8 protein-coding genes and 2 pseudogenes are annotated in these 12322 nt (G+C 70.2%); 7 read left to right on the top strand and 3 right to left on the bottom strand.

The window, feature by feature from the left end:
- Window positions 1–27: 27 nt before the first annotated feature.
- Entirely contained in the window at window positions 28–933 is a 906-nt protein-coding gene (locus tag RVF83_RS22925) for a hypothetical protein (protein ID WP_005198665.1), read from the bottom strand.
- 307 nt (window positions 934–1240) lie between these two features.
- Entirely contained in the window at window positions 1241–2074 is an 834-nt protein-coding gene (locus RVF83_RS22920) for a hypothetical protein (protein WP_005198667.1), read from the bottom strand.
- A 317-nt stretch (window positions 2075–2391) separates the two neighbouring features.
- Between RVF83_RS22920 and RVF83_RS22915 the strand changes: the two genes are divergently transcribed.
- The 4 genes and pseudogenes from RVF83_RS22915 to RVF83_RS22900 all read left to right on the top strand — a co-directional run bounded on the left by RVF83_RS22915 (window position 2392) and on the right by RVF83_RS22900 (window position 7151).
- A complete protein-coding gene (locus RVF83_RS22915) occupies window positions 2392–3480 on the top strand; it encodes a thiamine ABC transporter substrate-binding protein (protein ID WP_005198668.1) in 1089 nt (362 codons plus the stop codon).
- A gap of 7 nt (window positions 3481–3487) precedes the next feature.
- Window positions 3488–5149: an ABC transporter permease gene (locus tag RVF83_RS22910; RefSeq protein ID WP_005198669.1), complete on the top strand. Its 1662-nt coding sequence runs from the start codon at window positions 3488–3490 to the stop codon at window positions 5147–5149.
- Window positions 5146–6204, top strand: coding sequence for an ABC transporter ATP-binding protein (locus tag RVF83_RS22905; protein WP_005198670.1), 1059 nt, complete (start codon window positions 5146–5148; stop codon window positions 6202–6204). The genes RVF83_RS22910 and RVF83_RS22905 overlap by 4 nt, the downstream gene beginning before the upstream one ends.
- Window positions 6205–6217: 13 nt before the next feature.
- Window positions 6218–7151 (top strand): annotated as a pseudogene (locus RVF83_RS22900) (EamA family transporter).
- Between the two features lie 4 nt (window positions 7152–7155).
- On the opposite strand, the gene RVF83_RS22895 reads toward RVF83_RS22900, so the two are convergent.
- Window positions 7156–7332, bottom strand: coding sequence for a hypothetical protein (locus RVF83_RS22895; protein WP_005198672.1), 177 nt, complete (start codon window positions 7330–7332; stop codon window positions 7156–7158).
- Window positions 7333–7517: 185 nt separating this feature from the next.
- On the opposite strand from RVF83_RS22895, the gene typA reads away from it, so the two are divergent.
- The 3 genes and pseudogenes from typA to mshB all read left to right on the top strand — a co-directional run bounded on the left by typA (window position 7518) and on the right by mshB (window position 12317).
- Window positions 7518–9428 (top strand): translational GTPase TypA, encoded by a 1911-nt coding sequence (gene typA / locus RVF83_RS22890; RefSeq protein ID WP_005198673.1) that lies wholly within the window; start codon window positions 7518–7520, stop codon window positions 9426–9428.
- 66 nt (window positions 9429–9494) lie between these two features.
- Window positions 9495–11430 (top strand): annotated as a pseudogene (locus RVF83_RS22885) (ABC transporter family substrate-binding protein).
- Window positions 11427–12317 (top strand): N-acetyl-1-D-myo-inositol-2-amino-2-deoxy-alpha-D-glucopyranoside deacetylase, encoded by an 891-nt coding sequence (gene mshB / locus RVF83_RS22880; protein ID WP_005198677.1) that lies wholly within the window; start codon window positions 11427–11429, stop codon window positions 12315–12317. The pseudogene RVF83_RS22885 and the gene mshB overlap by 4 nt, the downstream one beginning before the upstream one ends.
- Window positions 12318–12322: the final 5 nt, after the last annotated feature.

Raw genomic sequence — 12322 nt, 5'->3', positions numbered from 1 at the left:
GAGAGAGTCTCGCCGGCGGACCGGGGATCAGGCGTTGACGATGCCGACGGCCGGGAGGAACCAGCAGTTCTGCGAGCCGTTTTGCGCGGTGCCGAAGACGGCGGACAGGATGGTGCCCTTACCGGTCTTCACCGGGGCGAGGCGCACACCCGAGAGCAGGGGCAGGGCGGTGAGGGTGGCGCCGTTCTTGAGCGGCTCGAGGTCGGCGAAGCCGCCCTGCAGGGTGCTGGTGTTGAACCATGCGACCTGCATGGTGCCGCCCTTGCCGGCGTTCGGGGTGGCCGGCACGAATGCATATGCGGTCTCGCCGTTCTCGACCACGTTCAGCTTGTCCGGGATCCCGGCGATCGGCAGCATGTCGAGGAGCGGCTTGAGCTCGGCGACCGGATCGGTCTTCAGCGGCCACGGGCCCGCGACCGCTCCGGCGCCCGCGGTGACCAGACCGAGCGGGTTGTCCGGGGTGGGGGTCGTGCAGAAGGGGGCGACAGACGGGGTCAGCGTCTGGATGCCCAGGCTCTTCAGCAGCGCCAGCGGATCGGTGGTGGAGGCCACCGGCTGAGGGGTCGCTGCAGAGGGGGCAGCGGCCGGCTGGGGCTGCGACGCGTCGAAGGGCAGCGCACCGGCGCGTCCGACGACGTCCTGTACCGAGAGCTGCCCGGAGCTGCCCATGACCGCCTGAGCGGCCTTGAGGGCCATCTGGTCGACACCCGCGGACTTCAGGAGACGGACCGCGCCGGCCAGTTCGGCGTCGAACGGGATGGAATACGCGCTCAGCATGTTGGGCGGGAGGAGAGGAAGCGACGGCACGGCCGAGGCCGGGGCGGTCGACGTGACCGCCGCGGCGGCCATCGCCACGCCCACCAGGCCCACGCCGCAGCGCCGGATTCCGCGCCGACCGATCAGTGGACGTGTGAACCGAGACGTGATGGACATGGCACTCCTTCGAACAGTCGAACACCCCGCCACGTGTGGCGGGTGTGACAGATGGGACTTGAGTTAAAAGAGACCATGTGTGAGACGAGTGCGGCAAGTCGCGAGTCCGACCTGTGACATGCGCGCGATCGGTGAGATACCGACATTCCCGACGACCTGGCGTTTTGCCACAGGGCGATTGCGACGGGCGCCACAGCCGTTTCGTCGGGGACGGGGCCGTGAGACGTGGTGGAGGCGGGGAAACGGTCATGAAAAGGCGGCACCCCGGCGAGATGCCGGGGTGCCGCTTCGGGAAGTCGACCGGAGGTCAGATGACGGCGAGGCCGATCACCGGGACGATCGTGCAGGACACGACCTGCCCCTTGGTCTTGGTGGTCACGTTTCCGTGGATCGCGGAGATGACGCGACCCTTGCCGGTCCGGGCGATGCCGGTGAAGGTGCCGGGGCCGTCCTTGACGTTGATCTTCGGGTTCCGCTTCAGCGTGGTGGTGCCGGTGCGGCCGGTGTCGACGTTGAGCCAGCTCACGATCAGCGGCTGTGCCTTGTTGTCGATGGCGGGGCCGGTGCCCAACGCGGTGTAGACGTAACCGCCCTCGCCGCGCTTCGGGCCGGGTGCCGGCGCCTCCTGCGGGCCTGCGGTGACCAGGGCGCGGCCGAGCGAGCCGCCGCCGGGGATGCAGCCGAGACCGAAGGTCGGGTACAGGAATTCCTGGATCTTCGGAGCCTTGGGGCCCTTCGGGATCTCCGGATCGCCGGGCTTGGGTTCGGCGGCCAGCTGGCGGGCCGTGGCCTTGCGTCCGGGCTCACCGAGGAAGTCGGCGACCGAACGCCAGACCTTGGAGACCTCGGCAGGCATTCCGGGCGTGTTGGCGAACGCCTCGGCCTGCTGCAGGAGCTGGGCGTTGACCTTGCCGTCGGGTCCGGGGGTGGCCACCGAGCCGATGATTGCCGGGGCGAACGCACCGAGCGAGTCCAGCACGCGCTGGTCGACCTTGGGAGCGGGCGCGGCGTCGGCGACGGCCGGAAGTGCGAGGCCGGCCGCGGCGACGAGGGCCGAGGCGCTGAGGAACAGGCGGGTACGCCGGCTCCGGTGCGGGCGAGAGGTGGTCGAACGCAACCTCGACGGCCGTGTGAAACGCACTGGTGGTGTCCTATCGGTCGTGGCGCTGCGTGGCGGGAAGAGATGCCTCGTGCGCCTCGTGGTCGTGTGGATCCTGGTCGTGTGAATCGCCCGGGGCTTGAAGGGCGTCTGTCGATCTTCCCACCCCGGACGTCGCGGGTCATTCTAAGCCCCTCTATGTCTTCTGTGTCCAGGCAGTCCGGCCGGTTGCGACTGTGACGTATGTGGTTATTGATGCAATTGTTACAGAAGTGGGTCGCGTGGGCGGCAATCGTGCGACTCGTCGCCACCTGGTTGGATATGGGGGAGATGGGACAGCCAGTCGCGAGGAGTCGGATGTGAACCACCTGCCGGGCGTGGACGAACTGCAGGCCGAGCGTGGCGGCCGTCGTCGAGGGCGGTCGGGGATCGTCTCGCGGGCCGTCGCGCTCACCGTCGGCCTGGGAATGGTCCTCACGACCGCCGTGGCCTGTGCCGACGAGTCGACGACGGGCGGCGAGGTCACGCTGCTGACCCATGAGTCCTTCGAGTTGCCCGAGTCGGTCATCGACGGGTTCCGTCAGCAGACCGGGCTCACCCTCAAGATCGTGCGCTCCGGCGATGCCGGACAGCTGGCGTCGACCGTGTCGCTGACCCCGGGCGCGCCCAAGGGCGATGCGGTCTACGGCATCGACAACACCTTCGCGTCCCGGCCGATCGAAGCGGGAGCCCTGGAGTCCTACGAGTCACCGCTCGCGGTCGACGGGGCCGACGAATACGCGGTGCCCGGTGCGGCCGGCCAACTCACCGCCGTCGACCGCGGCGACGTCTGCCTCAACATCGACGACGCCTGGTACGAAACGCGATCGCTGACCCCGCCGACGAGCTTCCGCGACCTGGTGAAGCCGGAGTACGCGGCGCAGACCGTGCTCACCGATCCCGCGACCTCCTCGCCGGGCACGGCCTTCCTGCTGACGACGGTCGGCGCACTCGGCGACGGCTGGCCGGACTATTGGAAGCGGGTGGTCGGCGGTGGCGCGACCGTCGTCTCCGGCTGGGAGGTCGCCTACAACCAGTTGTTCAGTGCCGGAGAAGGGAAGGGCGACAAGCCGATCGTGCTGTCGTACGCGTCCTCGCCGGCCGCGACCCCCGGCACCAGCGCCCTCCTCGACAGCTGCTTCCCGCAGGTCGAGTACATCGGCGTGCTCAAGGGCACCCGCAACTCCACCGGTGCGCGCAAGCTCGTCGACTACATGCTGAGCCCCGAGGTTCAGTCCGCCCTGCCGGAGTCGATGTACGTCTACCCGGTGCAGCGCGACGTCGAACTGCCCGAGGGCTGGCCGGCCCGCGCGGCCGTGCCGGCGTGGATGTCGTCGCTGCCACCTGCCACGATCGCGGAGAACCGCGAGCGCTGGCTCGACCAGTGGCGTGACGCTGTCGGCAGGTGACCGCCCGGTGAGCCGGGCCGGGGTGCGGCCCGCGGGACGGACGGCGACGGTCGCCGGCCGGGTGGCATTGCGTCTGATCCCGGCTCTGTTCATCGCCGTCCTCTTCGCGTGGCCGGTGCTCGCGCTCGTCCGTCGCGGGGTGAACCTGGCCGCGGCGTCGGGGGAGCCAATCGGTGAACTCCTCTCTCGGACCGACGCATTCGCGCTCCTGGGGGTCACGCTCGGGCAGGCGGCGGCGTCGACCGTGCTGGCGCTCCTCGCGGCCGCGCCGATCGCCTGGCTGTACGCCCATGTCGGCGGACGGGCGTCGGTTCTGCTCGCGGTAGCGGTGACGGTGCCGTTCGTGCTGCCGACGGTGGTCGTCGGCGTCGCCTTCCGGTCGCTGCTGACCGGCCCACTGTCTTTCCTGCACATCCAATCCGGTCTCGGTGCAGTGCTGGCCGCGCACGTGTTCATCAACGTCGCCGTCGTCGTCCGTGTGGTCGGTGCGGCGTGGCGGAACCTCGACCCCCGGTTGCTGGAGGCCGCGCGCACCCTGGGCGCCGGGCGGCTGCGGGCGACGCTGACGGTGGTGATCCCCCGACTGCTGCCCGCGATCGCTGGTGCCGCCGCATTGATCTTCCTGTTCTGCTCCACCAGTTTCGGCGTCGTGATCATCCTGGGCGCGGGGGAGTTGCGCACCCTCGAGACCGAGATCTACACCCAGGCCATCGGCTATTTCCGCATCCCCGAGGCGGTGGTGCTGTCGATGGTGCAGATCGTCGTCGTGTTCGCCGCCCTGATGCTCACCCGCGTCTTCGCCGACCCCGCCGGGACCGGTTCGGCCCGTGGCGGTGTCGAGCGGCGTCGTAGGGATGTCACGTTCGCGCACGGGCGGTTCGTGCGTCCGGCGATGTGGCTGGTGAGCGCGTGGACGGTGCTGCTGCTCGTCGGGCCGGTCGTGGTGTTGATCGCCAGGTCGGTGCGGCCGACGGTCGGCGGGGACTGGACGCTCGCCGGATACCGGGCCCTCGCCGAACCGGTCAACGGCGTGACGCCGCTGGAGAGTCTGCAGTACTCGCTGGTGTCGGCGGCGTTCGCGACCGTCATCGCGCTCGCGGTGGGCATGCTCGCCGCCGTCGCGCTCCATCGCTCCCGCGGGGTGGTCGGTTCGATCGCCTCGGCCATTTCCCTTGTGCCGCTCGGGATCAGCGCTGTCACACTGGGTTTCGGTTACCTGATCGTACTGGCGTCGATGCCCTATGCGATCGCGGCGTCGCCGGCGATCATCCCGTGCGTGCAGGCGCTGATCGCCATCCCGATGGTCATCCGCATCATGCTCCCCGCGCTGGAATCGGTACCGGTCCGGCTGCGTCAGGCCGCCGCGACGCTGGGGGCCCGGCCCGCCCGCGTGTTCGCGACCGTCGACCTGCCGATCGTCGGCCGTTCGGTGGGTGCGGCCGCCGGTTTCGCCTTCGTCATGGCGCTCGGCGAGTTCGGGGCCAGCAGCTTCCTCGCCCGCGCCGACACGACGACGCTGCCGGTGCTGATCGGCTCTGCGCTCAACCGGCCGGGCGCGGCCAACCTCGCGACCGCGATGGCCGCGTCGGTGGTGCTGGTCGCCGCGACGACCCTCGCCGTGCTGGTGGTCGAAGCGTTCCGTCCCCGTTCGGAGGTGCCGCTGCTGTGACCGGACGAGACGCCGCGACGAGGTCCCACGCACTCCTCGAGATCTCCGACCTCGCCGTCGCCTACGGCGGGCACACCGTGATCGACGGATTGTCCTGGCAGGTCGGCGGATCGGGGTCGCTGGTGACCGCCGTCCTCGGCCCCTCCGGGTGTGGAAAGTCCACGCTGCTGCGCGCCGTCGCCGGGCTGGAGCAGCCGGCCCGGGGCGTCGTGCGCTTCGACGGTCAGGACCTTGCGGGGGTCGAGGTCCACCGTCGCGACTTCGGGGTGGTCTTCCAGGACGGACAGCTCTTCGGCGGACGCAGCGTGGCGTCGAACATCGGATACGGACTGCGGATGCGGCGCTGGTCGCGTCGCCGGATCGCCGACCGCGTGACCGAGTTGCTCGACGTCGTCGGGCTCCCCGGTTACGAGAAGCGTTCCGTCGACACCCTTTCCGGAGGCCAGGCGCAACGGGTCGCCCTGGCGCGTGCGCTCGCTCCGCATCCGCGACTCCTCCTGCTCGACGAACCCCTGGCCGCACTCGACCGGCGTCTGAGGGACGAACTGGCGGTGGAGATCTCGGAGATCGTGCGCGCAGCGGGCGTGCCGACCGTCGTCGTCACCCACGATCACGCCGAGGCCGCGACCATGGCCGACGAGATCGCGGTGATGCGCGCCGGCGCGATGGTGCAGGTCGCCACGCCCTCCCACCTGTGGCGCTGTCCGGTGGATGAGTGGACGGCGCAATTCCTCGGCGTCACCACCGTCGTCGACGCGCAACTGCGCGCCGGGATCGCCGACACCGTGCTCGGCGAGATCGCCCTCGACCTTCGCGACGGTTCGCGCCGGCTCGGCCTCCGTCCGGAGTCGGTCGAGGTCATGGCGCGGGCCGGGGCAGACGACCTGGGCACGAGCTTTGCGACGGTCGTGCTCGTCGCCGAACTCCCGGCCGGCCCACGTGTTCGCATCGAAACCGCGGTCGGCGAGATCGACGCCGTGGCAGACGAATCCGTTGCCATCGGCGACCGGGTACGAATCCGACTGGTTCCCGAGCGGGTCGCGGTCATCGGATGACGAGGGTCGCCCGATGACGGACATCGCGCGCCGCGACCTGCTGCTCCCGCCGGGGCTGATGGTTCTCGGCGCGACATCGATGTATCTCGGTGCGGCGGTCGCCGTCGGCCTCTTTGACGACGTGGCGCCGTCGGCGGTTGCCTGGTTGCGCATCGCCGGCGCCGCACTGGTGCTGTTGATCTGGGGTGCGTCCGCCGCGGTCGGCGTGGCAGTGGGCCCGCCTGCGGCTGGCCGGATGCTTCGGCCTGATCACGGCGGGCATGAACATCACCTTCTACGAGGCGCTGGCTCATCTGCCGATGGGGACGACCGTCGCGCTGGAGTTTCTCGGCCCGATCATGGTGGCGGCCTTGGGTTCCCGCACCCGACGCGACATCGCCGCGCTCGTGCTCGCGGGGCTCGGCGTCGTCCTCATCGCCGACGTCCGGTGGTCGGGGACCGGCGTGGGGGTGCTGCTCGCGCTGGCCGCCGCCGCGTGCTGGGCCGGGTACATCGTGCTGGGGAAGCGGGTCGCGGCGCGCGGTGCAGGTGTCGAGGATCTCGCCACGGGTTTCGTGATCGCCGCTCTCGTCACCTCGCCGCTGGCGTGGTGGGTGGCCGAGGCGGTCAGGGAGGGGGTCTCGCCGGCCGCGCTGATCGGCCAGGGGTTGGTGCTGGGTGTGGCGTCGACCGCGATCCCGTACGCCCTCGACCAGGTCGTGCTGCGCCGCGTCGGTCGTGCGCGGTTCGCGATCCTGCTCGCGCTGCTCCCGGTGACGGCGGCGGTGATCGGCCTGATCGTCCTCGGTCAGGTGCCCCGGCCGCTGGAGGCCGTCGGGATCGCGGCAGTCGCGCTGGCGGTCGCCGTGCGCTCGGTCGACCCCGCCGAGCGGCCGATGAACCCCGCGGAGCGGCAGATGAACCCCGCGGAGCGGCAGATGAACACCGACGAGATCCCGCCGAGCTGAGTGCTCAGGCGGCGCGTGCCTTCTTCAGCGCCTTGCTGAGTTCCTTCTTGCTCATGTCCGAGGTGTCGAGCTTGCGCATCCGGTGGATCACCACGGGGCACCGCACGCACCGTGTGGTGCTCTTGCAGCATTTCTTCTTGGGCTTCAGAGAGCCCACCTTGGCCGCGTCGACCTTACCCATGCGGCGAGGTTAGCAGACCCTAATAACGGGTGCTCGGAAGCCTGTGATCGCGGTCTCACCACATAAACCGATACTCTGTAGCGTTGAATCCCTAGGTGATCTGCACTTGTCGCCGGTCAGAGCTGTTCGGCCGCGAGCTGAATGCCTGCCGCCGAGGCGGTCCCCATCAACACGAAAGAGAGCCTGTGAGCGCTGCCCCCACCTTCCGTAACGTCGCGATCGTCGCGCACGTCGACCACGGAAAGACCACCCTCGTCGACGCCATGTTGCGCCAGTCCGGCGTCTTCGGCGAGCGCGCCGAGGTCGTCGACCGGGTGATGGACTCCGGTGACCTCGAACGTGAGAAGGGCATCACCATTCTCGCCAAGAACACCTCGGTTCACCGGCGCCAACCGGATGGCACCGAGGTGGTCATCAACGTCATCGACACCCCCGGTCACGCCGACTTCGGCGGTGAGGTCGAGCGCGGCCTGTCGATGGTCGACGGAGTCGTGCTGCTGGTCGACTCGTCCGAGGGCCCGCTCCCGCAGACGCGCTTCGTGCTCCGCAAGGCCCTTGCGGCCGAGCTCCCGGTGATCGTGGTCGTCAACAAGACCGACCGCCCCGACGCGCGCATCCAGGAAGTCGTCGACGAGACGCAGGACCTGCTGCTCGACCTCGCCTCCGACCTCGACGAGGAAGCCGCGAAGGCCGCCGAGCTCGTGCTCGAACTCCCGGTCCTCTACGCCTCCGGCCGCGCCGGCGTGTGTTCCATCGAGCAGCCGGCGAATGGCGAGATCCCGGACGCCGAGAACCTCGACGCCTTCTTCGACGTCCTGCTCGAGCACGTCCCGGCGCCCAAGGGCGATCCGGAGGCGCCGCTGCAGGCCCACGTCACCAACCTCGACGCGTCGGCCTTCCTCGGCCGTCTCGCGCTCGTCCGCATCCACAACGGCACCCTGCGCAAGGGTCAGCAGGTGTCCTGGTGTCGCGAGGTCGACGGTGAGCCCGTCGTCGAGCGTGCCAAGATCACCGAACTCCTCGCCACCGTCGGCGTCGAACGCGCACCGGCGGAGTCGGCGGTCGCCGGCGACATCGTGGCCGTCGCGGGTATGCCGGAGATCATGATCGGCGACACCCTCGCCGACCTCGAGAACCCGCAGCCGCTGCCGCGCATCACCGTCGACGAGCCGGCCATCTCGGTCACCATCGGCACCAACTCCTCGCCCCTGGCGGGTCGCGTGTCCGGTCACAAGCTGACCGCCCGCATGGTGAAGCAGCGCCTCGACTCCGAGCTCATCGGCAATGTGTCGCTGCGAGTGCTCGACATCGGCCGTCCGGACGCCTGGGAGGTACAGGGTCGAGGTGAGCTCGCGCTCGCGATCCTCGTCGAGCAGATGCGTCGCGAGGGCTTCGAACTGACCGTCGGCAAGCCGCAGGTGGTCACCCGCAAGGTCGACGGCAAGGTCCAGGAGCCCTACGAGCACCTCACCGTCGATGTCCCCGAGGAGTACCTCGGCGCGGTCACCCAGTTGCTGGCCGCACGCAAGGGCCGCATGGAGCAGATGAACAACCACGGCACCGGCTGGGTCCGCATGGAGTTCATCGTCCCGTCGCGCGGTCTGATCGGTTTCCGCACCGACTTCCTCACCGAGACCCGCGGCACCGGCATCGCCAACGCCGTCTTCCAGGGTTACGACAGCTGGGCCGGCGAGATCCGTGCCCGCCACACCGGCTCGCTCGTGAGCGACCGTTCCGGCACCGTCACCCCGTTCGCGATGATCCAGCTCGCCGACCGCGGAACCTTCTTCGTCAACCCGGGCGACGACAGCTACGAGGGCCATGTCGTGGGCATCAACCCGCGCCAGGAGGACCTCGACATCAACGTCACCCGCGAGAAGAAGCTGACCAACATGCGTCAGTCCTCGGCCGACGTGATGGAGACGCTGGCCAAGCCGATGCAGCTCGATCTCGAAGGCGCCATGGAATTCTGTGCCGCCGACGAGTGTGTCGAGGTCACCCCCGAGGTCGTCCGAGTGCGTAAGGTTCACCTCGATTCGTCGACGCGTGCCCGTGAGCGCTCGCGGGCCAAGTCCCGGGACGCTGCGGTCAGCTGACCGCCGAGCCGGTCTCCCGCACGAGCGGGGGACCGGCACTCGTCTGATCGACCGAGAAGCATCGTCATGGGGGTATCCGAGGTGAAACGCGCGAGGCCACAGGGTCGCGACGCCATGAACCGGACCCGGAGCCGTGTGCTCGGGTTGCTCTCGTACGGCGCCGCCCTGCTCATCGCCCTGACGGCGTGCACGGCGGATCCGCCGCCGCCCGTCCGCGACACCGGTCCGCCGCCGACGCCGACCGAGTACCCGGTCGCGAAGACGGTCTTCGTCGCCACCGACTCGGTCGGCAACGGATTCAACCCGCACATCGCGGCCGATCAGAACCCGGTGACCACCGCGGTCGCCGCGATGACTCTGCCGAGCGCCTTCTCGCCCGTGCAGACACCCGCCGGACCGGTTTGGGAACTGCAGCGCCACTTCGTCACCTCCGCCGAGGTGACGTCGCGGCAGCCGTTCACGGTGACCTACCGCATCCACACCGACGCCCAGTGGTCCGACGGTCTGCCGGTGACCGGCGACGACTTCAGCTACCTGTGGCAGCAGATGTCGCGCCAGCCCAATGTGGTTGCCCCGGCCGGCTACCGCCTCATCGACTCCGTGCAGTCGCGCGAGGGCGGCAAGCTCGTCGAGGTGCGCTTCGAACGGCCGTATCCTGCCTGGCGCGAGCTGTTCACCGGCCTCTTGCCGAGTCACGTCCTCAAGGGCGCCCCCGCGGGCTTTCAGACCGGCATGGACACCGGCAAGCCGGTGTCGGCCGGCCCGTACGCCATCGTCGGGATCGACAAGACCCGCGACGAGGTGCGGCTGGCCCGCAACGACCGCTACTGGGGTGACGCCGCCGCGACTGGACCAGGTCGTGCTCCGCCGCGCAGGCAGCAACGCCCAGATGCTCGACTCCGTCCGCTCCGGCGACTCCGAGATCGTCGCGCTCGGCGCCTCGCCGGCGACCGCCGCCGAGCTGGCGGCCCTGCCCGGCCTGGAGACCGAACGCAGCCTCACCTCGCGGTCGCTGGGGATCAGCGTCAACGCCCGCACCGACGCGATGAGCTCGGTCGAGGTCCGCCGCGCGATCCTCGGCCTCGTCGACCCGCGGCTGACCACGTTCGCCGGTGCGGGGGACTGGATCGTCGAGCCGTACGCGAACACCGTCTTCGCGCCCTCCGACCCCGGCTACACGCCCGTCTCGCGCCCGCGTCCCGATCGTGCCGCGGTCGACGCACTCCTCGCCGACGCCGGGTACCGCCGAGCGGACCCGGAGACGGCCGGAGAGGCCTCGCCGGTCCCCGAACCGTCGACCGGCGCACCCGCTTCGGGAACTCCCTCCGCGTCGGGCCCGTCCACTCCGTCGAACCCGGCGGCGACGCCGACCCCGGGTGCGATCGAGGTCGCGAAGCTGCCCGAGGGCATCCTCCCGTTCCAGAAGGACGGTCAGGACCTGCTCGTGCGCGTCGGCGCCGTCGCCGGTGACCCGCGGGCCACGTCGGCCGCGTCGAGCGTCGTCGACCAGCTCCGCGGCGCCGGAATCCGTGCCCAGGTGGTGACGATGCCGAACAGTGAGCTGTACGGCTCGGCCCTGACCCAGAAGCGCGTCGACCTCGTCGTCGGCTGGACCGGACTCGGTGTGCCGCCCGCAGCGTCGCTGGCGTCGCAGGTCGACTGCAACCAGCCCAAGCCGAGCACCGAGCCGTCGCCCGCCACGCCGCCGACGCCGACCAGCATCGCGCCGAGCGGTGGGGATGTCGGCGACAGCTACGCCAGCAACGTCTCCGGTCTCTGCGATCCCACACTGATCGAACTCGCGCGCGACGCGATGGCCGAGGAGGACCCGATCGCGACGCTCAGCGAGGCGGAGCCGCTGCTGGCCGCACAGGCGATCTACCTGCCGCTGTTCCAGGATTCGATGGTCGTCGGCGTCACCCCCGAGGTGCGCGATGTGCCTCTCACCGGCCCGATCCAGGAGTCGATCTTCGGCACCGCGGTCAACTGGGAACTCTCGTGACCGACGCTTCTCCCACCGCCGACCGGCGGCTGTTGCTCGTCCACGCCCATCCCGACGACGAGACGATCATGACCGGCGGGACCATCGCCCGCTACCTCGCCGAAGGCGTCGACGTGCGCGTGCTGACCTTCACCCTCGGCGAGGAGGGCGAGGTCATCGGTGATGAGTTCGCACAGCTTGTCGCCGACGGCGGCGCCGACCAGCTCGGCGGGTACCGCATCGCGGAGCTGACCCGTGCCCTCGCCGCACTGAGCCCGGCCGAGGGGCCGACCCTCACGCCGCGCTTCCTCGGCGGTGCCGGCCGCTGGCGCGACTCCGGCATGGCCGGTGCACCGTCGGCGAACCACCCGCGCGCGCTCGTGCAGGCGCCGTTCGACGAGCCGGTCGGCGTGCTGCTCGACCTGCTCCTCGACTTCGCCCCGCAGGTCGTGGTCAGCTACGACGCGTCGGGCACCTACGGTCACCCCGACCACAAGCTCGTCCACGAGGTCACCGCCGCCGCAGTGGCACGTGCGCGAGAAGCCGACGCGGGCCCGGCGAAGCTGTACGAGTCGGTCACCGAGTACAGCGCCCTGGGGAACGGTCTGGCGGCCGCCCGGGCCGTGCCCCACGGCTGGCGCATGCCGCACCCAGGCGAACTCCCGAGTTACCCCGACGATGAGATCACCACCGAGGTCGACGTGCGGGCGTACTACCCGCACAAGGTCGCCGGACTCGCCGCGCACGCCACACAGGTGACCGTCGCGCCGTCGGGGACCGAGTACGCGCTGTCGAACAACATCCTGCAGCCGATCCTCGACCACGAGCACTTCATCCTCACCGACCACGATCCGCGTCCGGCCCTCGACGGCGACCGGGAGACGGACCTCTTCTCCGGGATCGGATAGCGCCG

It is taken from the genome of Gordonia rubripertincta (assembly GCF_038024875.1).
Classification (GTDB): domain Bacteria; phylum Actinomycetota; class Actinomycetes; order Mycobacteriales; family Mycobacteriaceae; genus Gordonia; species Gordonia rubripertincta.
The sequence above is the reverse complement of the archived record's forward strand: the minus strand, read 5'-3'. Positions and strand labels throughout refer to the sequence as shown.